21 protein-coding genes are annotated in these 21,665 nt (G+C 68.8%); 8 read left to right on the top strand and 13 right to left on the bottom strand.

Features of this window, described 5'->3' with window-relative positions; translation table 11 throughout:
* Positions 1-61: 61 nt before the first annotated feature.
* On the bottom strand, positions 62-1,282 hold the full coding sequence (locus tag AC1RVY_RS23930) for an MFS transporter (protein ID WP_218341715.1): 1,221 nt from the start codon (positions 1,280-1,282) through the stop codon (positions 62-64).
* 269 nt (positions 1,283-1,551) lie between these two features.
* Here AC1RVY_RS23930 and hda point away from each other — a divergent pair, with 269 nt between their 5' ends.
* From hda to folK, 4 genes are all read left to right on the top strand, one after another.
* Positions 1,552-2,250 carry a DnaA regulatory inactivator Hda gene (hda, locus tag AC1RVY_RS23925; RefSeq protein WP_218293690.1) on the top strand — a complete coding sequence of 233 codons (699 nt, stop codon included), beginning with the start codon at positions 1,552-1,554 and terminating at the stop codon, positions 2,248-2,250.
* A 37-nt stretch (positions 2,251-2,287) separates the two neighbouring features.
* A complete protein-coding gene (locus tag AC1RVY_RS23920) occupies positions 2,288-2,998 on the top strand; it encodes a histidinol-phosphatase (RefSeq protein WP_218293691.1) in 711 nt (236 codons plus the stop codon).
* A gap of 42 nt (positions 2,999-3,040) precedes the next feature.
* Positions 3,041-4,648, top strand: a complete 1,608-nt coding sequence (pcnB, locus tag AC1RVY_RS23915) for a polynucleotide adenylyltransferase PcnB (protein ID WP_218293692.1) — start codon at positions 3,041-3,043, stop codon at positions 4,646-4,648.
* 75 nt (positions 4,649-4,723) lie between these two features.
* The gene (folK, locus tag AC1RVY_RS23910) at positions 4,724-5,254 is read left to right on the top strand and encodes a 2-amino-4-hydroxy-6-hydroxymethyldihydropteridine diphosphokinase (RefSeq protein WP_492808581.1); all 531 of its coding nucleotides are present in this window, start codon (positions 4,724-4,726) and stop codon (positions 5,252-5,254) included.
* A 111-nt stretch (positions 5,255-5,365) separates the two neighbouring features.
* Here folK and AC1RVY_RS23905 read toward each other — a convergent pair whose 3' ends face one another.
* A complete protein-coding gene (locus tag AC1RVY_RS23905) occupies positions 5,366-6,004 on the bottom strand; it encodes a cysteine hydrolase family protein (protein ID WP_492808580.1) in 639 nt (212 codons plus the stop codon).
* A gap of 122 nt (positions 6,005-6,126) precedes the next feature.
* On the opposite strand from AC1RVY_RS23905, the gene AC1RVY_RS23900 reads away from it, so the two are divergent.
* A complete protein-coding gene (locus tag AC1RVY_RS23900) occupies positions 6,127-7,128 on the top strand; it encodes a GlxA family transcriptional regulator (RefSeq protein WP_492808578.1) in 1,002 nt (333 codons plus the stop codon).
* A gap of 130 nt (positions 7,129-7,258) precedes the next feature.
* Here the strand turns inward: AC1RVY_RS23900 and AC1RVY_RS23895 are convergent, their stop codons facing one another.
* A complete protein-coding gene (locus tag AC1RVY_RS23895; protein WP_492808576.1) occupies positions 7,259-8,080 on the bottom strand; it encodes an ankyrin repeat domain-containing protein in 822 nt (273 codons plus the stop codon).
* Between the two features lie 314 nt (positions 8,081-8,394).
* On the opposite strand from AC1RVY_RS23895, the gene AC1RVY_RS23890 reads away from it, so the two are divergent.
* On the top strand, positions 8,395-9,777 hold the full coding sequence (locus AC1RVY_RS23890; protein WP_492808626.1) for a hypothetical protein: 1,383 nt from the start codon (positions 8,395-8,397) through the stop codon (positions 9,775-9,777).
* A 39-nt stretch (positions 9,778-9,816) separates the two neighbouring features.
* On the top strand, positions 9,817-10,962 hold the full coding sequence (locus AC1RVY_RS23885) for a hypothetical protein (protein ID WP_492808574.1): 1,146 nt from the start codon (positions 9,817-9,819) through the stop codon (positions 10,960-10,962).
* A 155-nt stretch (positions 10,963-11,117) separates the two neighbouring features.
* On the opposite strand, the gene AC1RVY_RS23880 is transcribed toward AC1RVY_RS23885, so the two are convergent.
* The 4 genes from AC1RVY_RS23880 to AC1RVY_RS23865 all read right to left on the bottom strand — a co-directional run bounded on the left by AC1RVY_RS23880 (position 11,118) and on the right by AC1RVY_RS23865 (position 16,140).
* Complete coding sequence (locus tag AC1RVY_RS23880; protein WP_369641807.1) at positions 11,118-12,095, bottom strand: Bug family tripartite tricarboxylate transporter substrate binding protein; 978 nt, start codon at positions 12,093-12,095, stop codon at positions 11,118-11,120.
* A gap of 58 nt (positions 12,096-12,153) precedes the next feature.
* Positions 12,154-12,837, bottom strand: coding sequence for a response regulator transcription factor (locus AC1RVY_RS23875; protein ID WP_369641808.1), 684 nt, complete (start codon positions 12,835-12,837; stop codon positions 12,154-12,156).
* The gene (locus tag AC1RVY_RS23870; protein ID WP_218294422.1) at positions 12,834-14,954 is read right to left on the bottom strand and encodes an ATP-binding protein; all 2,121 of its coding nucleotides are present in this window, start codon (positions 14,952-14,954) and stop codon (positions 12,834-12,836) included. The genes AC1RVY_RS23875 and AC1RVY_RS23870 overlap by 4 nt, the downstream gene beginning before the upstream one ends.
* A 121-nt stretch (positions 14,955-15,075) precedes the next feature.
* A complete protein-coding gene (locus AC1RVY_RS23865; protein ID WP_492808572.1) occupies positions 15,076-16,140 on the bottom strand; it encodes a CDP-6-deoxy-delta-3,4-glucoseen reductase in 1,065 nt (354 codons plus the stop codon).
* A 101-nt stretch (positions 16,141-16,241) separates the two neighbouring features.
* On the opposite strand from AC1RVY_RS23865, the gene AC1RVY_RS23860 reads away from it, so the two are divergent.
* Positions 16,242-17,201: an SDR family oxidoreductase gene (locus AC1RVY_RS23860; RefSeq protein ID WP_492808570.1), complete on the top strand. Its 960-nt coding sequence runs from the start codon at positions 16,242-16,244 to the stop codon at positions 17,199-17,201.
* Positions 17,202-17,221: 20 nt separating this feature from the next.
* Here AC1RVY_RS23860 and AC1RVY_RS23855 read toward each other — a convergent pair whose 3' ends face one another.
* The 6 genes from AC1RVY_RS23855 to AC1RVY_RS23830 all read right to left on the bottom strand — a co-directional run bounded on the left by AC1RVY_RS23855 (position 17,222) and on the right by AC1RVY_RS23830 (position 21,655).
* Positions 17,222-17,947 carry a DUF4124 domain-containing protein gene (locus AC1RVY_RS23855; RefSeq protein ID WP_492808623.1) on the bottom strand — a complete coding sequence of 242 codons (726 nt, stop codon included), beginning with the start codon at positions 17,945-17,947 and terminating at the stop codon, positions 17,222-17,224.
* 53 nt (positions 17,948-18,000) lie between these two features.
* The gene (locus tag AC1RVY_RS23850) at positions 18,001-18,537 is read right to left on the bottom strand and encodes a hypothetical protein (RefSeq protein WP_255594515.1); all 537 of its coding nucleotides are present in this window, start codon (positions 18,535-18,537) and stop codon (positions 18,001-18,003) included.
* 327 nt (positions 18,538-18,864) lie between these two features.
* Positions 18,865-19,824: a chemotaxis protein gene (locus tag AC1RVY_RS23845; protein ID WP_218293700.1), complete on the bottom strand. Its 960-nt coding sequence runs from the start codon at positions 19,822-19,824 to the stop codon at positions 18,865-18,867.
* A gap of 154 nt (positions 19,825-19,978) precedes the next feature.
* Complete coding sequence (locus AC1RVY_RS23840; RefSeq protein ID WP_369641812.1) at positions 19,979-20,284, bottom strand: antibiotic biosynthesis monooxygenase family protein; 306 nt, start codon at positions 20,282-20,284, stop codon at positions 19,979-19,981.
* 73 nt (positions 20,285-20,357) lie between these two features.
* Positions 20,358-21,224, bottom strand: a complete 867-nt coding sequence (locus AC1RVY_RS23835) for a LysR family transcriptional regulator (RefSeq protein WP_492808567.1) — start codon at positions 21,222-21,224, stop codon at positions 20,358-20,360.
* A 26-nt stretch (positions 21,225-21,250) separates the two neighbouring features.
* The gene (locus tag AC1RVY_RS23830) at positions 21,251-21,655 is read right to left on the bottom strand and encodes a nuclear transport factor 2-like protein (RefSeq protein ID WP_369641813.1); all 405 of its coding nucleotides are present in this window, start codon (positions 21,653-21,655) and stop codon (positions 21,251-21,253) included.
* Between the last annotated feature and the right edge of the window lie 10 nt (positions 21,656-21,665).

Genomic DNA, 21,665 nt, shown 5'->3' with positions numbered 1-21,665 from the left:
ATAGGCCCGCGCGGCGGGCTGGAATCCGGGGATTTTAAGGGGCATGCCCCGCCGTGCCTCCTCAGCCCTGTGCCGGCGGGGGCTTTGGGGTGGCGCGGCGGGCCGCCGCGGCCTGCAGCAAGACGCCCGCCAGCGCCAGGGCGGCAAAGCACATTCCGGCGCCGAAGGTGGCACTTGCGCCCCATTGGTCCCACAGCAGGCCGGCCAGCGCGCTGGCCACCAGCAGGGCCAGGCCGCTGACCAGGTTGAACATGCCGAAGGCCGTGCCGCGCAGGTCGGCGGGGGCGGTATCGGCCACCATCGTGGCCAGCAGGCCCTGCGTCATGGCCATGTGCAGCCCCCACAGGGCGATGCCCAGCCAGGCGGCGATGCCCTGCCCGGTGAAGGCCAGCAGCGCATCGGCGGCGATCAGCACCACCAGCCCCCCGGCGAGCAGCGTGGTGTGCCGGGCCGTGTCGGAGAGCTTGCCGAGCGGGTACGCGCCCAGCGCGAAGACCACGTTCATCAGCACCAGCACCAGGGGCGTCAAGGCGAGGGGCAGGCCGCCTTGCTGCATGCGCAGCACCAGGAAGGCTTCGCTGAAGCGGGCCAGGGTGAACACCGCGCCCAGGGCCACCACCCCCCAGTAGGCGGGGCCCAGCCGCCGCAGGCTCTCGCGGCGGATGGGGTTGGCGCGGGCGGCGCCGGCGGGGCGCTCCGGCTCGCGCACGCCCACGACGAGCAGCACCACGCACAGCGCGGCCGGGAGCACCGCCACCCAGAAGACCGCACGGAAATCGTTGGCCCAGAGCAGCATCAGCCCCATGGCGAGCAGCGGGCCCAGAAAGGCGCCCACGGTGTCGAGCGACTGCCGCAGTCCGAAGGCCGCGCCGCGCATGCCGGGCGGGGCCAGGTCGGCCACCAGCGCATCGCGGGGCGCGCCCCGGATGCCCTTGCCCACGCGGTCCAGCAGCCGCGCCGCCACCACAAGGCCGACGGTGGTGGCCAGCGCGAACAGCGGCTTGGACAGGGCCCCGAGCCCGTAGCCCAGGATGGCCAGCGGCTTGCGCCGGCCCCACCAGTCGCTCAGGACGCCCGAGAACACCTTCAGGATGAGGGCCGTGGCCTCGGCCGCGCCCTCGATGAGGCCCACGGTGAGCATGCTGACCCCCAGCGCCGCGACCATGAAGACGGGCAGCAGGCTGTGGATCATTTCGGACGAAATGTCCATGAGCAGGCTCACCAGGCCCAGGGCCCAGATGCTGGCCGGCAGGCGCTTGGAGGGGGAGGGTGGAAGGGCCATGGGTGCTGACGAGGCAGAGCGTGGGGAAGCCGGCGGCCGAAGGGGGCCGGCGGCAGACTAAAATCGGCTCCATTGTCGTTGCCGGGCCTCTTCGCAAGGAGTTCCTGCCCTGGCAACGGGCCGTCGGCCACCACTTTCGCCGCACCCGCCGCAGTCACCTACGGCCGGGCGCTTCCAACTTCATCCGTGATGCTGCTGCTGATCCCTTCCTTGTCTGCCGCTCCCGCACTGAATGCCACGGGCCTGGCCATGCTGCCCGGGTGCCGCGCATGAAGCAGCTGGCGCTGGACATCGGCCTGGCCACCGGCCCCACCCTGGCCCGTTTTTTCGCGGGCCCCAACGAGGCGGCCCTGCAGCACCTGCGCCTGGCGGTGGGCGAGGGCAGCAGCCAGGCCACCCGCTCGCCGGTGCCCACCTACCTCTGGGGCGAGCCCGGCAGCGGCAAGACGCACCTGCTCACGGCCGTGCGCCACGCCCTGCGCGAGCAGGGTGCCAGCGTGGGCTGGCTCGACCCGTCGGTGGCCGAGCCGCCGGATTTCGATGAGCGCTGGGCCGCCATCGTCATGGACGACGTGCACCTGTACAGCACCGCCCAGCAGGCCACGGCCTTCAACTGGTTCGTGAATGCCATCAGCCCGGCCAGCGGCAGCCAGCGCTGGGTGCTGGCCGCGGGCGACCTGCCGCCGGCCGACCTGCCCCTGCGCGACGACCTGCGCAGCCGCCTGGGCTGGGGCCATGTGTTCCAGCTGCAGCTGCTGGGCGAAGCCGAGCGCCGCTCCGTGCTGCGCCAGGAAGCCGACGCGCGCGGCGTGTTCCTGGGTGACGAGGTGATGGACTACATGCTCAACCGGTTCTCGCGCGACCTGGGCAGCCTCATGCAGCTCTTGGACCAGCTCGACGCGTTTGCCTTGCGCACCCAGCGCGCCATCACGATTCCCTTGCTCAAGACGATGCTGGAATCGGAATGACGCCGACCCATGCGCCCCTTTTTGTCTGTGAAACTGAATGACTTCTGAACCCCGCCGCCTGCGGCTTGCGCTGTTTGACCTGGACCACACGCTGCTGCCGCTCGACTCCGACTACGAGTGGGGCGAGTTCACCATCCGCATCGGCTGGAACGACCCCGTGGAGTTCGCGCGCCGCAACGACGAGTTCTACGCCCACTACCAGGCGGGCACGCTCGACGTGCACGACTACGTGCGCTTCGCGACCGAGGCCGTGCGCCTGCGCGGGCCGGAGGCGGCAATGGCCGCACACCAGCAGTTCATGCACGATGTGATCACCCCCGCCATCAAACCCCAGGCGCTCGATCTCATCCGCCAGCACCAGGCTGCCGGCGACGAGGTGCTGATCGTCACCGCCACCAATGAGTTCGTGACCACCCCCATCGCCCAGGCGCTGGGTGTGCAGCAGCTGCTGGCCGTGCAACTGGCGCGCGACGCCAGCGGCTGGTACACCGGCGAGATCGACGGCATTCCCACCATGCGCGAAGGCAAGGTGCGGCGCATGGAACAATGGCTGGCCGAGCGGCAACTCGGCTGGGGCGATGTCGACAGCACGTTCTACAGCGATTCCATGAACGACGTGCCCCTGCTGGAGAAGGTGAACCACCCGGTGGCCACCAATCCCGACCCGCGCCTGCGGGCCCTGGCCCAGGAGCGCGGCTGGCGCATACTGGATCTGTTCACGGCCCCAGCCGGCCAGGATGCCGCCTGACACCTGCGCCCCGCGCCAGACCCCCCTGATTACTCCCTACCCATGATCAAGAAGTTCATCGACAAATTGCTGGGCAAATCGACGCCCGGCACCTCGGGCGGCAAGCCGCATTTCGGCAAGCGCGAAGAGGTGCCCGCCTCGGTGCACGGCATCAACCCCGAGCTGGTGGACCGCCGGGCCGCCGAGGTGGTGGCCACGCTCAAGCAGGCGGGCTTCGAGGCCTACATCGTGGGCGGCGCCGTGCGCGACCTGCTGCTGGGCCTGCGCCCCAAGGACTTCGACGTGGCCACCAACGCCACGCCCGAGCAGGTCAAGGGGCTGTTCCGCCGCGCCTTCATCATCGGCAAGCGCTTTCGCATCGTGCACGTGGTGCACGGACGGGGCCGCGAGCACGAGGTGATCGAGGTGTCCACCTTCCGCGCCTACCTCGACAACGCCGCCGCCGGCCAGGTGGCGGGCAACGAAAAGACCAGCAAGGCCCAGCTGTCGGGCATGCAGCATGCCGTGGACGCCAGCGGCCGCGTGCTGCGCGACAACGTCTGGGGCCCGCAGGACGAAGACGCCACGCGCCGCGACTTCACCGTGAACGCCATGTACTACGACCCGGTGAGCCAGATCGTGGTGGACTACCACAAGGGCCTGCAGGACGCCAAGAAGAAGACGCTGCGCATGATCGGCGATCCGGCCACGCGCTACCGCGAAGACCCGGTGCGCATCATCCGCGCCGTGCGCTTCGCGGCCAAGCTCAGCCCCCTGGGGTTCAGCATCGACGCCAAGTCGGCCGCGCCGCTGGTGCAGTCGCAGGCCCTGCTGGCCGAGGTGCCGCAAAGCCGCATGTTCGACGAAATGCTCAAGCTGCTGCAGACGGGGCACGCCATTGCCACCATCGAACAGCTGCGCAAGCTGGGCATGGCCAAGGGCATCTACCCGCTGCTGGACGTGGCCGTGGAGCGCGCCGACACGCCGTTTGTGAAGGCTGCCCTGGTGGACACCGACCGCCGCGTGAACGAAGGCAAGCCCGTGGCCCCGAGCTTCCTGCTGGCCTGCGTGCTGTGGGAAGACGTGCGCAATGGCTGGCAGGAGCGCCTGAACCAGCGCCAGCATCCGCTGCCCGCGCTGCAGGAGGCCATCGACGAGGTGTTCGACAAGCGCATCGGCGACGTGTCGGGCCGCGGCAAGCTGGCGGCCGACATGCGCGAGATCTGGGTCATGCAGCCGCGCTTTGAAAAGCGCGTGGGCAACACCCCGTTCGGCATGGTGATGCAGCCGCGCTTTCGCGCCGGGTTCGACTTCATGCGCCTGCGCGCCGATGTGGGCGAGGTGGAGGAGGCGCTGGCCGAATGGTGGCAGGACTTCCAGGCGGCCGACGACGAACGCCGTGACGACCTGATGGACCAGGCCAAGGAAGAGCAGAAAGCCCGCCAGAAAGCCCAGCCGGTGGTCAAGCGTGTGCCGCGCCAGGCCCCTGCCGCCGGGCCAAGGGCTGCGGGTGGGGCGGACGCGGAGGGGGATGGGGATGCCGCCCAGGGCGCGGCCGACTTTCCTTCCGAGGGCGGCGCTCCCAAGAAGCGCCGCCGCCGCCGCCGCAAGCCCGGCGGGGGCGACGGTGGGGCGGGCCCCGGCGGGTCCGGTTTCGCGGTGGATGCCTGACCCGCTGCGGTCCGATGCCGTGCGCCCCGGCACCGCGCAGGCCCTGGTGCCCATGAAGGGCCACCGGAAGAACCGATGACGCCGATCCAGCCCACGGCCGCTCGCCCGCCACCCCTGGCAAGCACCGGCAGCACGGCCTACATCGGCCTGGGCGCGAACCTGGGCGACGCCCCCGCCGCGCTGCGCGCCGCCGTGCAGGCCATTGCCGCCTTGCCGGCCACCCGGGTCCTGCGGTGGTCGGCGCTGTACCGCAGCGCACCCGTGGATGCCGCCGGCCCGGACTATCACAACGCCGTGGTGGCCGTGCAGACCGCGCTGACACCCCACGGCTTGCTGGCCGCGCTTCAGGCCATCGAGGCCGCGGCCGGCCGCGAGCGCCCCTACCGCAACGCGCCCCGCACGCTGGACCTGGACATCCTGCTCTTTGGCGGGCAGGTGCTCGACACCCCCGCACTCACCGTGCCCCACCCGCGCCTGCGTGAGCGGGCCTTCGTGCTGCTGCCCCTGGCCGAGATCGCGCCAGAGCACGTCCACCCCGCATGGCTGGCGGCGGTACAGGACCAGCACATCGAGCGGCTGCCAGCCGCATGGTGCGAGGCCGTGTAGCCTTTCCGCTCCGCTTTCCGCAAAGCGGTAGCTGGCGTGGCACGGGCCCCGCGCCGCCACGTCCCGGATGTGAAGCGCACGCGTGGGCAGGCGCAGGGGCGCCTCAGGGGCTCACCCCTGCCTGGCGCGCTGGTTCGAGGCAAACACGTTGTCCTTGGGCAAGGCCTGGCCTGCCTGCACGGCCGCCACCCAGTCGCGGGTCGAAGCGGCGGCGGCAAAGTTGCTGTGGAACACCACGCTGAACACACGGTGGATTTCCTCGGCGCTGGCGCTGCCTGCCGCATTGGCATACGGCAGGGCGCCACTCGCGTCGCTCAGGAACTCCACGGCCAGCCCCCGGTGCGAGGCCTCGTAGATGGTGCTGGCATCGCAGTTGTGCGTCATGTAGCCCACCACGGTCAGGGTGTCGATGCCACGCCCGGCCAGCCACTCGGCCAGGCCAGTGTTCGTGAAGGCGCTCGCCATGCCTTTTTCGATGTGGTGGTCGGCAGGGCGGCGCGCCACTTCGGGGTGCAGCTGCCAGCGCTCGGTGGCCTTGTCGAACACGGGGGCACCGGGCGGGGCGGTGTGCTGTACCACGACCACCGGCACACCGGCCGCGTGGGCGGCATCCATCGCGCGGGCGATGTTGGGCAGCGTGTCGGCCACGGGCGGGTATTCGATGGGCAGGTTGCCGCCCGCGAAATACTCGTTCTGCACGTCGATGACGATCAGGGCGCGGCGCGGAGCGGTGGTGGAAGAGGAGGTCATGGTCACAGTCCTTTGATGGGGTGAAAGAAGTAGGTTGCGGGGAAGGAATGGAGTGATTGTTCGCGTGGCCGCCCGTCCTTTAAAGTGGCTTGATTGACACTCATCGATAGAATCGGGCCATCGTGCCCCATCCTGCCCAATCCTCCATCCGCCTGGTTTCCTCCTCTGTCCCGGACACCGTGGCGGTGGTGGCCTTCGACGGTATCAGCCCCTTCCACCTCTCGGTGCCCTGCCTCGTGTTTGGCGAGGACCGCACGGCCGAGGGCATCAACCGCTACAAATTGGTGGTGTGTGGCATGGCGCCGGGCCCGCTGCGCACCTCCGCCGGGTTCGGCATCGAGGTGGGCCATGGCCTCAAGGTGCTGCGGCGTGCACAGACCATCGTCGTGCCTTCCTGGCGCGACGATCTGGCGCCCGTGCCCCCGGCATTGCTGGCCGCGCTGCGGGCCGCGCACCGCCGGGGTGCGCGCATCGTGGGCCTGTGCCTGGGCGCTTTTGTGCTGGCCGAGGCGGGGCTGCTGGATGGCCGCGCAGCGACCACGCACTGGGCGCTGGCGCAGGAGTTCGCGCGACGCTACCCGCAAGTCGTGCTGCGCCCCGAGGTGCTGTACGTGGAGGATGGCACGGTGCTCACCTCGGCCGGTACGGCTGCGGGCATCGACTGCTGCCTGCACCTGCTGCGCCAGCAGCACGGCGCCGAGGCCGCCAACCGTGCCGCGCGCCGCATGGTGGTGGCGCCCCACCGCCAGGGCGGCCAGGCGCAGTACATCCAGCAGCCCGTGGCGCCGTCGGTGCGGGGCGACCGGCTGGCGCCGCTGCTGCAGTGGCTGGGCGAGCACCTGCACGAAACCCACACCCTGGAGGCCCTGGCCGAGCGCGCGGTGATGAGCCCGCGCACCTTCACGCGGCGCTTTCGCCAGGTCACCGGCACCACGGTGGGCCAGTGGCTGCAGAACCAGCGCGTCGCGTTCGCGCAGCAACTGCTGGAGGGTGGAGACCTGTCCGTCGAGGCCGTGGCCATCGAGGCGGGCTTCGGCTCGGCCGTCTCGCTGCGGCAGCACTTCGCCGCCACGCTGGGCATTGCGCCGTCGGCGTACAGGCAGCAGTTCCGCAGCACTGGCTAGCGGCGGATGCTATCGACGGGATGGAGTCGGGCCGGGTTCAAAAGATCGCTCAGTTGCAGGTTCTTGCTGAGAAGGCGCGGCCCTCGGCGCCCCGCATTCGTTGCAAGGGGGTGGGCGACCCCGCCACCGCTCATGCGGAACACGCGGCCTGCGGCCAGGCACGCCCCGTCTCCAGCATGGTGACGATGCGGTCGACCTGGCCGCGCAGGTTCTTGTGCTTCTTCATCTTCTGTGCGTTCCGTGCCAGGTCCAGGAGGGACTGGCCGTGCGAGGCCGGTGTGGACGGGTCGGCGCCGCAGGCCAGCAGTGCACCCACGGCAAGGTCGCTGCAGGAGACGACGGCCACCCACAGCGGCGTGCGGAGCGGGTCGCCGGCTTCGGGGGCATGCACGTCGCGCGACAGGCGGATCAGCTCGGGCACATAGCGGTTGTTGCCCTGGCAGATGCGGTGCAGCACCCGCGAGCTGTCGTCCCAAGGTGCGTCCACGTCGAGCACGCCCGCGTCCAGGATGCGCTGGAACATGGCGTCGGAGCGCGCATCCAGTTCGCGGTCATGCAGATCGGTGAGGCGCAGCACCGGCATGTGGTCCCGCGTGGTGGAGTGGCAGGCTGCACCCAGGTCCAGCGCGGCCATCACCGCCGCATGGCACCCGGGCCGCCACAGGGCGGCCAATGTCAGTGGTTCGACCGCTCCGTAGGTCTTCTGCGCCACGAGGGCGTTGTGGTACAGCGGCATGCCGCCCTTGGCCAGCAGGTGCACCATGTCCACGTCATTGCCTTCGATGGCCAGGACCATGGGGTAGGTGTCGTCGAAGTTTTCGCCCTGCCACAGGGCCCTGGCGTCGCCACCGTCTACCAGCCAGGTGCGTGCGGCGCCGTGGTCCTGGGCCAGCACTGCGGCCTGCAGCGCGCGTTGCGAGGTGAGCAGGGCCAGTCGTTCGTTTCTATTCATGGTGATGTGTGTGGCCCCTTCCAACAGGTTCATGGAAGGGCCAGGGTCGCGGCGTTGCAAGAGTCGCCATTTTGCAAGCGCAAGGCAGTTTGGCGGCTGACAACTTGTCCACCGCGAAAAGCCTGGAACGGGCGCATTTCTCCGTATATTTCCTGGGTCCTGAGCCGACTGCAAAAGTGTCCCTTGCAGCCAGGACGGCACGAGGAGGAGTTTTTCTTGACGCGAATCTTGACGCGAACCCTGACGCGAAAGCCCCTGCGGAGCTGCTTGAAGGGAGAAGATTGCTTTGGTGGGCGTGCCCGGCACGGAAAACCATGTTGATCAACATCGTCGGCAACTTCACTTTCGAGCAGCGCGGCGATGCGATGTTCATTGGCACCGAAGAATCGGCGGCGCTGATCTGCAACGGCCACGCACGGCTGGTGCCCCCGGAGCCAACCTTCCTGCGCTTCAGCGCGCCGGGCGTTGCTGCCCGCGTGCACTACGCCGAGGGCCCGCCGACCATCGTCCGACATGGCGACAAGGAATGGCACCTTCACGGCGTGCTGCTGGGGGGCTCGGATGCGTATTGCGCGGCGTCCCCGCGCAATGAACGCATCGTCATCCTGCACGATTGGGATGGCGAACGCCTGGCGTCGCTACCCCAACGGCTGGGCCCCAAGCATTTCGGCCGTGCCGCCATCGTGCTGACCGACACCTATACCTATCCCCAAAGCGAATACACGGAGATCTATCGCCCGGATGGCGAGTTCCTCATCCGCTACACCTTGCAAAGCCGCGGGGCGGGGCGCCAGGAGCTGGCGCACTTCACGGACGCACGGGCTTTTCTGCGCACGGGCAACGCCCCCTCCACGTACCAGCTCTTCGACCTGCACAGCTTGCAAGCCTGCAGCGTCCTGCCCGTGGCAGGCGCGATCCTGGGGGTCTGCGCATTGCCGGATGGCAGCAACCTGTGGGTGGATGCCGAGGGCATGCACCGGCTGGCGCCGCAAGGCCAGGACCAGCCGCCGCAGACGCTGCACCGCTTTGCCGATCCCCTGGACGTGGAGCAGGCCAAGCTGCTGCTGTGGCACGACACGCAACGCGTCTATGCGGCGATCGACCATGACCGGGAGCGCCAGAGCCTGATCGCCCTGCCGCTCGAAGGTGTCAACGCCGCAGCGCAGGAGCTGCATTGGTCCGACACCTGGATCATCGCTTTTCAAGGCGGTTTCCTGGCCGGGCAGAACTATCTGCAGCTCAAGCGCAAGACGCTGCTGGCGGACAACGCGGTGGTGCTGTGGCAGCCCGGCGATGTGCTGAGCCCCGCTTTGCTCCAGACGGATGCGAGCCCGGTCGTCGAAGTCAGCCAGACGCGCTCCACCGTCAAGGGCAAACACGGTTACCGCCTGCGCATCCAGGATGCTTGCCCCAACCGTGCGATCCGCTGTGCCGCGCTGGAGCTTGGCCGGTTGTTGGGCGACACCTGCAAAGGCGCGTACCAACAGGGCGATGACGTGCCGGACCGCAAGTTCGACGGGTGCTTCACCATCGACATCGCCACTGCCAGCGCGCCCACTGCGTTCGAGCAGGCCTTCCTGCCGGCCTATCTGGCCTATTACCGCGACATCGGCGACCTCTCGCCGGAAGGCAGCAGGGCACGGCTGGCGCCGCTGGCAATCACCTGGGCCATTGACGAAACGCTATACAAAACGTAGCCCAAAGCGCTTTCCAGAGTAAGCAGAGAGACTGATTTGATGACCAAAACGTCCCAAATTATTGCCGCCATCCTCAAAAAAGCAGGCATCGCCTTCCAGCCCCTGCCCAAGGACTGGGACGGCTCCCACCTGGGCCAGATCTTCCACCACATGGTTCCCGAGCGGATCTGCGAGCTGGACCCGAAGTGCATCGCCGAGGCGGCCGACTACGTGGGGGTGCTCCAGGAATTCGCACAGGCCACCCAGGGAGAGTTCGCCCCCGAAAGCGCGCGAGCCGAAGGGAGCGTCGGCGGCAAGGTGGTGCTGGAGTTCCTGCATGCAGGGCAGGCCATCCGCTTCAAGTTCACGCAGGAAGGCCGCTGGGTGGCCGACGACTTTTACGAGCAACTGCGCAAGTTCTGCAAGAAGCACCTCAGCGGCAGTTACCTCAGCGTGGGCAGCGATCTGGCCACCGAGGTCTATTTACCGCACAAGGTGGTTGCGCAGATTCAGAAGAAGACGCGCACCTTTGATAGCGTCGAGGCGCTGGTGCAGTTCGTGGTGGAGGGCGCATCCCAGAGCGACCTGATCAAAGCAGGGGAGAGCCTGCGTTGGCAGTTGAAGGCGGGCTATACCCGCGACGGCGACAGCCTGCTGACCGCGCTGCTCAAGTCCGAGGCGGACACGGACAGATGCCTGAGTGCCTATGAGCTGCTCGAAGCTCCCGCACTGCCCAGTCGCCATGGCGAATCGCCCCTGGAACTGGCGCAGCGCCTGCGGGGGGTGGACCTGAGAGGCGAGTACGGCGGCGAGGCCAAAGCCACCCTGGGCTATGCCGAGATCCGCGAGAAGTGGAGTCAGCGGCTCTGGCACAGCTATCTCCCCGAATACATGCGCATCGTCGATGCGCTGGAGGCGGACCTGGCATCCATGCGCTTTTCCGAAGCAGGCAACTTGTACGGCATCGCCATGTGCCATGCGCCGCTGCTGGACTGCGGGTCGGAAGTCGCGCAAGTGCACTACTACGAATACAACGGCGCGTACACCCTGAATTTGCTCACCCAGGGACCTGGAGGCGGCGCCTTGCACTTGCAACTGCCCCTCGATCAGGTCGACACGGTGATCGACCTGCTGCGCAGGTATTGCCGCCGTACGTTGTGGACAACGCCCGGCCAAGACGGCGCTTGGCTGGTTGCCCCAGAATAGCCTGCTGCCACGGGCGCAAAGCCAGCGCGCGCCGAACGCACATGGATACCGGGCAGCCGGTGCAGGCGGTTCGTGCCCGCCTGACGATTGCTATATAAAAGGTAGCAAAAAGCGCTTTCTGGAAAAGCGCCAGAGGCCGATGGAGCTCGAAGTTCTCAATCCACCTTCGCGCCCGAGGCCTTCACCACCTGCTGGTACTTGGCGCGCTCGGCGGCCATGAAGCTGTCGAACTGCGCGGGCGTGGTGGCCACGGGTTCGGCGAGCAGGGCGCCGAAGCGGGTCTTGGTCTCCGGCGCGTTCAGGGCCGCCACGAAAGCCTTGTTCAGCTTGTCGATGATGGGCTTGGGCGTGGCCGCGGGCGCTACGAGGCCCCACCAGGTGTCGATGGAAAAGCCCTTGAAAGTAGCAGACAGGGGCGGCACGCCCGGCAGCGAGGCCGATGCGTCCAGCGAGGTCACGGCCAGCGCCTTGAGCTTGCCCGCGCGGATGTTGGGCGCGGCGGCGGCCAGGTTGTCGATGTTGAAGTCCACCTCGCCCGCCAGCAGTGCCAGCTGCGCAGGGTTGGCGCCCCGGTAGGGGATGTGCAGCGCGAAGATGCCGGCGCGCTGCTTGAACATTTCGCCCGCCAGGTGGCCCGCGCTGCCGTTGCCGCCGCTACCGTAGTTCAGCTTGGCGGGGTTGGCCTTGGCGTAGGCGATCAAATCGGCCACGGTGTGGATCTTGAGCTGCTCGGCCTTGGCCGCGTTGATGACCAGTACGTTGGGCACGCGCACCATCTGCGTGATGCCCGCGAAGTCCTTGGCGGCGTCGTAGGGCATCTTGGAATAGAGCCACGGGTTGACCGCGTGCGTGGCGGTGGCGGAGATGCCGATGGTCAGGCCGTCGGGCGCCGCCTTGGCGATGGCGTCGGCACCGATGTTGCCGCCCGCGCCGCCCTTGTTGTCGATGATCACCGTGCCCAGCGAGTCGCGCACGCGCTCGGCCAGGGCCCGGGCGGTCACGTCGATGGGGCCGCCGGCCGCATACGGCACGATCAGCCGGATGGGCTGGCCCGAGTCCTGCGCGAGCGCGGTGTGGGAGGAGAAAGCCGCTGCGATAGCGGCGCTGGCGAGGAGGATGTTTCTGCGGTTCATGGGTGCCATTGTGCAAAAAAATCGTAAGAAGGCTTACGAAAACCTTGAAGCGGGGTGTTCAGGGCGTGCGGGAGGGGTTTTCCGAGAGGCCCAGGTCCTCCACCAGCATGCCCAGCTCGTGCGACGAGCGGATGTCCAGTTTCAGGAAGATGGCCGAGCGGTGCGTGTCCACGGTGCGCGGGTCGATGGGGCGCCCGGGGTCGCGCTGGGCCAGCGCACGGGCCGCTTCCTTGCTGCTGATGCCGGTGGCCAGCAGGCGCGCCACCTCCTGCTGGCGCGGGCTCAGCGCGTTCCAGCGCTCCCGCAGCAGGGCGTGCCGCTGCGCGCGCGCGGCCACGCCGTGCGACAGGGTGGCCGCGCGGTGCACGGCGGCCAGCAGGGTGGCCTCGTCGCAGGGTTTTTCCAGCCAGTCCACCGCGCCTTGCTTGACGGCCGCCACGGCCGAGGCCAACTCGCCGTGGGCGGAGAGGAACACGGTCTTGAGCACCGTGCCCCGCTGGCGCATGGCCTCGAAGACCTGCAGGCCGCTCATGCCGTCCATGCGCAGGTCGAGCAGCACGCAGCCGGGCCGGGCCAGGTCGGCGCCAGCCAGGAAATCCGGCCCGCTCGCGAACGACTGGGCCGCGTGGCCGCCGGCCAGCAGCAGCGCGGCGAGGGAATGGCGCACGCCTTCGTCGTCGTCCACGATGTAGACGCGCAGCGGGGCAAGGGTGGGGCCGGGGGCGGTGGGGTGATCGGTCATGGGGAGGCCACGGGCGGCGTTGCGTGCAGGGGAAGCCGGATCTCGAAGACCGCGCCGCCGCCCTCGCGGTTGCGCGCCAGCAGTTCGCCGCCCATGCTCTCTACGATGGAGCGGCAGATGTTCAGGCCCAGCCCCAGGCCGTCGGAGCGCGTGGTGAAGAACGGCTCGAACAGGCGCTCGGCGATCTCGGGGGGCAGGCCAGGGCCCCGGTCCTGCACTTCGAGGCAGGCGTGGCCGGCATCGGCCCGGGTGCGCAGCAGCAGTTCGTGGTCCATCGGGGGCGTGGCGTGCACCTGCATGGCCTGCAGCGCGTTGAGGCCGAGGTTCAGGACCACCTGCTCCAGGAGCACGCGGTCGGCGCGCACCCGCAGCGGTTCGGGCGCGAGGTCCAGGCGCACCGCCACCCCATGCCGCCGTGCCTCGGCGCGCAGCAGCAGGCCCAGGGACTGGTCCACGGCGGCATTGAGGTCGCAGGGTTCGCGGGCCTCGGGATGCTGGCGCACCCAGCGGCGGATGCGCCCCACGATGTCGGCCGCGCGCAGCGCCTGGGTGGACAGCGCGGCGAGGCTTTCGTTGAGCAGTTCGGTCCGGCCCTGCGCGGCGAGCGCGCGCGCCGCGGCCGCGTAGTTGACCAGGGCCGCCAGCGGCTGGTTGAGCTCGTGCGCGAGGGTGGAGGCCATCTCGCCCACGGTGATCACGCGCTGCACGCGCTGCAGCTGCGCCTCGCGCTGCTGCTGCTGTTCCTCGGCGCGCTTCTGGGCGGTGATGTCCACCACCGAGCTCATCCAGCCGATGTGCCGGCCATCACCGTCGATGAGCCGCGCCGTGTAGAACATGGTGTAGACGTCCGAGCCGTTGCGGTGCCGCAGCCGGTTCTCGTTGCCCTGGGGCGTGGCCTTGCCCGCCAGCGAGGTGTCGCTGTCGTTCCAGTGACGGTCGAGGTCGTCGGGATGCCAGTAGGGGTAGGGGGGCAAGCAGCCGATGAGTTCGGAGGCGGCATAGCCCACCATGTCGCACATGGCGGCGTTCACGTACACGATGCGGCCCTGCAGGTCGCGCGCACGCATGCCGACGAGCAGGGAGTCTTCCATGGACTGGCGAAAGGCCTGCGCCTGCTGCAGCGCGTGGGTGCGCTCGTGCACGCGCTGTTCGAGTTCGATGCGGGCCTGGCGGTTCTCCTGCAGGCGCCGCTCGCGCAGCTGCCAGTAGAGCGCGCCCAGCACCAGCAGGCCCGACGCGAGGCTGGCCAGCGCCCAGGCCTGCTGGCGCGCCAGGGCCACCACCTTGCTGTCGGCCGTGAGGGTGAGGGTCCAGCCCAGGTCGGGCAGGTGTTCCGCGAAGGCGAGATAGTGCTTGCCGCTGCCGGGCAGCCGAAGCTCGGCACCCGGCTGGTCCGGGCGCTGCAGGAGCTTCCAGGGCACCGGCGCGGGCTGCCACTGCGCGCCGTACTGCTCATCGTGCTGCACCTGCCGCACGGCCTCGGCGGGCAGGGGCTTGCTGGTCTTGTAGAGCCAGGACGACACGGAGCCCAGAAACAGAATGCCGCGCTCATCCGTGACGAACACCGGGTCGAGCAGTTGCGCCCAGGTGTCCACGATGGGCTGCATGCGCACCTTCACGGCCACCACGCCGATCACCTTGCCATCGCGCTGCACGGGGGCCGAGGCGAACAGCCCGGGCTCGCCCGTGGTCTTGCCCACGCCGTAGAAGCGCCCCGCCTGCCCGTGCAGTGCGTCGCGGAAGTAGGGACGGTTGCTGTAGTTCTGGTCGACGAAGCTGCTGGGCGTGTCCCAGTTGCTGGAGGCCAGCGTGAGGCCCTTGTCGTCCATGAGGTACAGCGTGTCGGAGCCGGCGTGCGCATTGACGGCCTGGAGGTACGCGTTGGCCGCCTCCCGCACGCTCTGCGATGCGGGATGGCGCAGCAGGTCCGCGACCAGGGGCTGCTGCGCCGCCGTGAAGGGCAGGTAGCTGTAGCGCGTGGCCACGCCGCGCAGGGCCAGGGCCTGGACCTCGCTGGAGCGGCGCAGGTTGTCCCATTGGGTTTCCAGCTCGTTGCGGGTGGCCCATTCGCCGGCGCCCAGGATCAGCAGCACGGCCAGGCCGAACACGGCGGCCATGGGGCCGGCTCCGCGCAGCCCATCGCGCAGGCGTCCCAGGGGCCTGGGGGGAGGCAACGGTGCTGTCACGGGTGTGGCTGTGGCCGGTGGTGGCGCGGGCGGCAAACCCGCACCCTCCCGCTCATCCGCCGTGCTTGTCCGCCTCGGAGGTGAAGGAGTCCGCATAGAACTCTTCCGCTGGCAGGCCCCGCTGGGCGCTGTAGGCCACGCGGGCGGAATCGACCACGATGGGGGCGCCGCAGGCGTACACCTGGTGGCCCGACAGATCGGCGTGGTCGTCCATCACGGCCTGGTGCACAAATCCGGTGCGACCGGTCCAGCCGTCCTCCGGCAAGGCGTCGGAGACGACGGGCACGTAGGTCAGGTGGGGCATGTCGGCCGCCCGGGCCAGCACCCAGTCGTGCATGTACAGGTCGCCGGGGCGGCGGCCGCCCCAGTAGAGCACCGTGGGGCGCGTGATGGCCTTGAACTGCATGTGCTCGATGAGCGCCTTGATGGGGGCAAAGCCCGTGCCCGAGGCCAGCAGCACGATGGGCTTGTCCGAGTCCTCGCGCAGGAAGAAACTGCCGAACGGGCCTTCCACGCGCAGGATCTCCTTTTCCTTCATCGCGCCGAACACGTGGTCGGTGAACTTGCCGCCCGCCATGTGGCGGATGTGCAGTTCCACGCCGGGTGCGTCGGCCTGCGTGTGGGGTGCATTGGCCATCGAATACGCCCGGCGTGCTCCGTCGCGCAGGATGAATTCGATGTACTGGCCCGCGTGGTAGCGGAAGGTGTCGGCCGCCGGCAGCTGCAGGCGCACCCGCATCACGTCGTGCGATTTCTTTTCGAGGGCGGCCACCCGCACGGGCATCTTCTTGACGGGGTAGGCGCTTTCGTCGGTGACCTGGCGCGATTCGAGCACCACGTCCGTCAGGGGCTGGGCGCAGCAGGTCAGCACGAGGCCGGCGGCCTCTTCGTCGGCCGTGAGCGCCTTGGACTGGTGCTCGCCATGGTGCACGGTGCCGCTGAGCTTCCTGCACTTGCACGAACCGCAGGCGCCGTCCTTGCAGCCATAGGGCAGGCCGACGCCGCTGCGGATGGCGGCGGCCAGGATGGCCTCGCCAGCGTTGGCCTGGAAAGCGCGGCCGCTGGGCTGCACGGTGATCTGGAATGCTGCGGTGCTCACAGCCTCGGCGCTGGTCATCTTGTGGGTATCCTCGGGACGTAGATCTTCAAGAACCGGTTGGTGCCGCCGTGGGCCCCTGCCAGGAGATGCCGGCTGGTTCTTTACAAACGGACCCGATTTTGCCTTCAAACCAAAACCCCCTTGGCGCCCTGCCGGCGCGCTTTCGCCGCGAACGCCTGCTGATCGTGGGGTGTGGTGACGTGGGCCAGCGCGTGGCGCGCCTGCTCCAGGGCGGCCCGGGCGCCGGGCGCGTCCAGGTGCTGGCGCTCACCTCCAGCCCCGAGCGCAAGCCGGCGCTGCGCGCCCTGGGCATCCGCCCCCTGTGCGGAAATCTGGACGATGGGACCACGCTGCGCCGCCTGTCGGGCCTGGCCACGCGCGTGCTGCACCTGGCCCCGCCACCCGGCGAAGGCGCCGGAGGGGATGGCTGGTGGCGCGATCCGCGCACGGTGGCCCTGGCCCGCGCGCTGCGCCTGCGCAGCCTGCCCGCCTCCCTCGTCTACGCCTCCACGAGCGGCGTGTATGGCGACTGCCAGGGGGCGATGGTGTCCGAGACACGGCCCGTGGCCCCCGCCACGCCGCGCGCGCAGCGGCGCGTGAATGCCGAGCGGGCGGTGCGGCACCTGGGCCGCGGGGGGGTGCGGGCCAGCGTGCTTCGCATTCCGGGCATCTACGCCCCCGACCGGGACGGTGGCACGCCCGAAGCGCGCCTGCGCCGAGGCACGCCGGTGCTGGAGCGCGAGGACGATGTGTTCACCAACCACATCCACGCCGACGACCTGGCGCGCATCTGCCTGGCCGCGCTGTGGCGTGCGCGGCCGCAACGCGTCTACAACGTGAGCGATGCCACGGAACTGAGGATGGGCGACTACTTCGACCTGGCGGCCGACCTGTACGGCCTGCCGCGTCCCCCGCGCGTGCGCCGCAGTGCCGCGCAGGAGCAGCTGTCGCTGATGCTGCTGAGCTTCATGAGCGAATCGCGGCGGCTGGACAACCAGCGCATGCTGCGGGAGCTGGGTGTGAAGCTGCGCTACCCGACCGTGGCCGAGGGGTTGCGGGCGGCGCGCCCGTCGCCTTAGGGCGGGCGCGTCCGCCGGGTTCAGCAGGGCGCCTGGCCTCCATTGGAGCGGCACACACCGCCGGGACCGGGGAACCGCCCGGGACCGGCGCGGGGATAGGTATTGCCCTGGTTGTCGGTGCAGCGAAAGTCACCGCATTGCGTCAGGCGAGGTGGAGGTTGCGGTGTGCCTGTCTGCGGGAAGGGGTCAGGAAAAAGGGGGCGATGCCGCGATGGCGGCACGACCACCACCCGGGGCTGGTGGGCACGCGCTTTTTCGACTTCCGCATACCCTTGTGGGCCCAGGCAGTCCAGATCCACTTGCCGCTGCGCCGCCTCCAGGCGCAACTCCTGTTCATAGGTCGAGCGGGCCAGACCCGCAGCCACCATATCCAGGTTGCGCCGCGAGCGCGCGCATTCGGGGGATCGGGCGTAGTCCTGGGGCTGGGGCGTGGCCGCCGCGGCCTGTGCGGCGCGGGCACGGTCGCGTTCGGCGTTGCGGCGGGCATCGGTTTCCGCCGCGGTGGCCTCTGCCTGCAGCCGCTGTTGCTTGCGCTCCAGTGCTTGCGTTGCCAGCTCCCGTTCCTGCTGGATCTCCTCGGGGGTTTTCCGCGCTTCGACTTCGCGCGCGGTGGCGCCACCGGTGCATGCGCCGTCGGTATAGGTCACCTGTCCCGTGCGGGCATCGGTGCAGCGAACCACCTGGGCGCTGGCGCCCGTGGCAAGCACGGCGGCACCCAGGCAGAGAATGAAGAGGCAGGGGCGGATCGTCACGGTCGGCTGCCAGGCAGGGGGAACGACGGCGCGGGACGGCAGCGCGTTCAGGGTTTTTCGGGGCTGTTCGACTGCTGGCGTGAACGCCAGTCGAGCGGGTGCGGCGTGTAGCTGTCTGGCGCCATGCGGCCAGGGCGGGCTTCACGGTTGCGGCGGTCTTCCGCGGCGCGGCGGTCGCGTTCCGCCTGGTCTCGCAAGGCCTGCTCCCGGTCCCGGTTGCGGCGATCGGCCTCGCGCGCCTGCTGGTCGCGGCGGTCGCGTTCACGCTCCCGGGCTACGCGATCGCGCTCGGCCCGTTCTCTGTCACGCTCGCGCTCGCGCCAGTCGTTGCGGTTGCGATCGCGTTCCCAGCGGTCGTCGCGATCACGTCCGCCGTAGTAGATGACAGAGGGCGGGGCCGAATACGCAGGGTAGACGGGGGGCGGACTGGAGTACACCGACGGGGTGTTGTAGATGTACCCCGGCTGCTCGTAGACCCTGTACGGCGTGGGTTCGTAATAGGGGTCGCCCGGCACGGTGGCGCAACCCGTCACCACGGCGCCCAGGACCGTGGCAGAAATGATGCGGGCGAGTGTGTATGTCATGCTGTTCAGACCCCCTACAGGGCGTGGGCGTTCCGCGCTGTACGTAAAGCCCCCGAAAAGCACCCCGGCGGGGTGTTACAAGTTTCGGAGTGGCGTTTTTCAATGCCTCCCACTGTAGCGCCCGGGGGGCCCATTTGGTTGACCTGCATGCCGATGCAACGGGTAGGACGAAATCCCATGCCGTGCCGGGCTGGTGCCTTGGCGCACCGGCTTTTGAAATCAAAATTGATAGCGAAAGCGCGTGGCTGGCAATGCGCGAGCCGCCCTTTTTATGCGCGGCGTGTACGCCGTGGCGAAGGGCGCGCGGGAAGCTGGCCTGCTTCCCGTTTATTTGGGCAGCACCCGGCGGATGGTTTCCGCCAGATCTTCCGCCACGAACTTGGCGACATAGCCGTCGGCGCCGACGCTGCGCACGTGGTCTTCGTTGGCCGAGCCGGACAGCGAGGAGTGGATGACCACCGGCAGCCCGTGGAAGCGCGCATCCTGCTTGATGTTGCGCGTGAGGGTGAAACCGTCCATTTCCGGCATTTCGAGGTCGGTCAGCACCATGGCCACGCGGTCCAGCACGCTCTTGCCCTCGGCTTCGGCGCTCCTGGCGATGGCGTTGAGCCGGTCCCAGGCTTCCTTGCCGGATTTCACCATTTCATAGGGCGCATGCAGCACCTTGAGTTCCTGCTCGATGAGCGAGCGCGCCACGAACGAATCGTCGGCCGCCAGGATGATGGTGCCGGGCTTGAGCTTGAGCTTGGCGCCGACCTTCTCTTCGGTGACCTCGTGGCCGTCCGAAGGCGACACCATCTGGAGGATGGCTTCAACGTCCAGCACCTGGGCCAAGCGGGATTCGTCGGTGTTGCCATCCAGGCGGGCAATGCTGGTCACCAGCTTGCCGGCGGCGCCGCTGGTTTCGGCGGAAAGCACCTGCTTCCAGTCCAGCCGCACGATGTCTTCCACCGACTCCACCGCAAAAGCCTGCGTGGTGCGCGCGTATTCGGTCACCAGCATGATGTTCAGTCCCGTCTGGGGCTTGCAGCCCACGATGGAAGGCAGGTCCAGCACCGGAATCACCTGGCCGCGCAGGTTCACGACCCCCAGCGAATGCGGCGTGGTGCCCGCGATCGGCGTGATGCTGGGCATGGCCACGATCTCGCGGATCTTGAACACGTTGATGCCGAACAGTTCGGATTTGCCCAGGGCACTGTCGGTGCCCAGACGAAACAGCAGCAGTTCGAACTTGTTGGTGCTGGTGAGGTTGGTCCGCTCGTCGATGTCCTGCTGCACTGCTTTCATGATGGGTCCTTCGCGCAGAAAAGAAGAAGAAACGCGCGTTTACAAATTCTAGGATCAGAACGGCATGTGCAGTGCGCTAAATGTTCAGGCAATACCCGAATAGTGCGCTGCAGCATCCAGGCGTCGCGGCGCCGTCACACGCTGGCGGCGCGGGTCATGCCGAGGGCGGCAGCGCCACGGGGGTGAAATGCACCACCGTGGGGAACGGGTCGTAGAAATGGTGCAGCAGCCGTTTCCATTCCTGGTAGGGCGCCGACTGGCGAAAGCCGATTTCGTGGTCCTCGAGCGTGGCCCAGCGCACCAGCAATGCGTAGTCCTGCGGGCGTTCCACGCAATGGGCCAGTTCGTGCGACAGGTAGCCGGGCATCGAGGCGATGATCCGCTGCGCCTGGGCAAAGGCTTGCTCGAACGCGGCATTCTGGCCGGCGCGGACGGTGAGGTGGGCGATTTCAAGGACCATGGTGGCAGGTGTGGGCTGGGGACAACCCCCTTTGTACCGCACCTTGCCTGCCGTGCCAGCGGCGGGCTCCACCTCAGGCCGCGCTGCTGCGGGAAAGGTCCGGTGGCGTCTTGAGGCTGGAGGCGAGGCGGCCCAGCAGCGCGAGCAGGGGCGCGTCCGATGCGTCGCAGGCCAGGCCCAGATGGCGCGAGAAAGCCAGCGGACCGTCCAGGGGCCGCACGACCGAATGGCGTGCGTGGGCCGCGTAGGACTGCGGCACGACGGCCACGCCCAGGCCGCTGTCCACCATGTGCAGCAACAGCTCTTCGCGCGCGGCGCTGGCCTGCACCTCCAGCGCGATCCCGCGCTCGGCCAGCAGGCGGACGAACGACTGGTGCAAGGGGCAGTACGGCCATTCGATGAGCGGAACGCCCTGCAGGTCGGCCAGGCCGAATTTCTTCTTGAAACGCAGCGGGTGCTGTTCGGGCAGGAGCATCACATAGGGCTCGCGCCACAAGGACATGAAGGTGTCGCCAGACGGCTTGCAATGCTCGGCCACCAGACGCAGGCGCGCCTCCTGCGCGCTGGCCGTGAGCCGCACCAGGGCGTTGGGCATGAGCTCGCCAATCTGCGCGAACAGCGGCGCGGCCGGGCCCACCATCAGGTCGTCCTGCAGGAACACGCCCAGCGTTTCGCGCGGCGCATCGCGGAAGTCGCGCACCATGGCGCTCGACTGCGCCAGCAGGCTGCAGGCGCGCGGGTACAGGCGGTGGGCGGCGGGCGTGGGCGCCAGGCCCTGGCGGCTGCGCTCGAACAGCACGGTGTCGAGCGCATCCTCCAGCCCCTTGATGGCCATGCTGATCGAGGGCTGCGCCACGAAGCAGCGGCGCGCGGCCGTGGTCACGGAGCGTTCTTCGTAGGCCGCCACGAAGTAGCCCAGGGCGCGCAGGTCAAACAGCATGGTGCGGGGGCCACGGAGGGCCGCGGTCAGGTCGGGGTGATGGTGGTGACGGTTTCGCGGAAGTAGTCGAGCTGGCCGTTGCGCGAGTGGCTCACGATCCAGGTCAGCGATTCCACTTCGCGCTGTTGTACCGCATAAAAGAAGCGCTGGTGGAATTTCGTGATCACCCAGTCGTCGCCCAGGGGCTGGCTGTGGGTGTGCACGATCTTCGTGCCCTGCGGAAAGACTTCGGTGCCCAGGCGCTGCACCACGGCCAGCACGTCGGCCTTGTGGCGGGCGACCTGCCAGCTGGTGTCCGCCTCGTCGCGGTAGTGGTCGATGCGGAAATCCACGTCGTCGGAGATGCTGTCCAGCAATGTGGGCACGTCACCCTTTTCAAACGCGGCCAGTACGCGGTCGATGGGGAAGTGGGTGGTGGGGTTGGTCGTCATGTGCGTTCTC

It is taken from the genome of Acidovorax sp. GW821-FHT11A03, from assembly GCF_058809075.1.
Note: the sequence above shows the minus strand (reverse complement) of the source record. Positions and strands in the feature narration are given on the sequence as shown.

Bases quoted from the DNA above. Each gene is read 5' to 3' on its own strand.
- AC1RVY_RS23870 (WP_218294422.1), bottom strand. From the start codon at position 14,954: ATGGCCGCCGTGTTCGGCCTGGCCGTGCTGCTGATCCTGGGCGCCGGC.
- AC1RVY_RS23880 (WP_369641807.1), bottom strand. From the start codon at position 12,095: ATGAACCGCAGAAACATCCTCCTCGCCAGCGCCGCTATCGCAGCGGCT.
- AC1RVY_RS23885 (WP_492808574.1), top strand. From the start codon at position 9,817: ATGACCAAAACGTCCCAAATTATTGCCGCCATCCTCAAAAAAGCAGGC.
- folK (WP_492808581.1), top strand. From the start codon at position 4,724: ATGACGCCGATCCAGCCCACGGCCGCTCGCCCGCCACCCCTGGCAAGC.
- AC1RVY_RS23875 (WP_369641808.1), bottom strand. From the start codon at position 12,837: ATGACCGATCACCCCACCGCCCCCGGCCCCACCCTTGCCCCGCTGCGC.
- AC1RVY_RS23905 (WP_492808580.1), bottom strand. From the start codon at position 6,004: ATGACCTCCTCTTCCACCACCGCTCCGCGCCGCGCCCTGATCGTCATC.
- AC1RVY_RS23920 (WP_218293691.1), top strand. From the start codon at position 2,288: ATGACTTCTGAACCCCGCCGCCTGCGGCTTGCGCTGTTTGACCTGGAC.
- AC1RVY_RS23850 (WP_255594515.1), bottom strand. From the start codon at position 18,537: ATGACATACACACTCGCCCGCATCATTTCTGCCACGGTCCTGGGCGCC.
- AC1RVY_RS23835 (WP_492808567.1), bottom strand. From the start codon at position 21,224: ATGCTGTTTGACCTGCGCGCCCTGGGCTACTTCGTGGCGGCCTACGAA.
- AC1RVY_RS23830 (WP_369641813.1), bottom strand. From the start codon at position 21,655: ATGACGACCAACCCCACCACCCACTTCCCCATCGACCGCGTACTGGCC.
- AC1RVY_RS23895 (WP_492808576.1), bottom strand. From the start codon at position 8,080: ATGAATAGAAACGAACGACTGGCCCTGCTCACCTCGCAACGCGCGCTG.
- pcnB (WP_218293692.1), top strand. From the start codon at position 3,041: ATGATCAAGAAGTTCATCGACAAATTGCTGGGCAAATCGACGCCCGGC.
- hda (WP_218293690.1), top strand. From the start codon at position 1,552: ATGAAGCAGCTGGCGCTGGACATCGGCCTGGCCACCGGCCCCACCCTG.
- AC1RVY_RS23845 (WP_218293700.1), bottom strand. From the start codon at position 19,824: ATGAAAGCAGTGCAGCAGGACATCGACGAGCGGACCAACCTCACCAGC.
- AC1RVY_RS23865 (WP_492808572.1), bottom strand. From the start codon at position 16,140: ATGACCAGCGCCGAGGCTGTGAGCACCGCAGCATTCCAGATCACCGTG.
- AC1RVY_RS23890 (WP_492808626.1), top strand. From the start codon at position 8,395: ATGTTGATCAACATCGTCGGCAACTTCACTTTCGAGCAGCGCGGCGAT.
- AC1RVY_RS23930 (WP_218341715.1), bottom strand. From the start codon at position 1,282: ATGGCCCTTCCACCCTCCCCCTCCAAGCGCCTGCCGGCCAGCATCTGG.
- AC1RVY_RS23840 (WP_369641812.1), bottom strand. From the start codon at position 20,284: ATGGTCCTTGAAATCGCCCACCTCACCGTCCGCGCCGGCCAGAATGCC.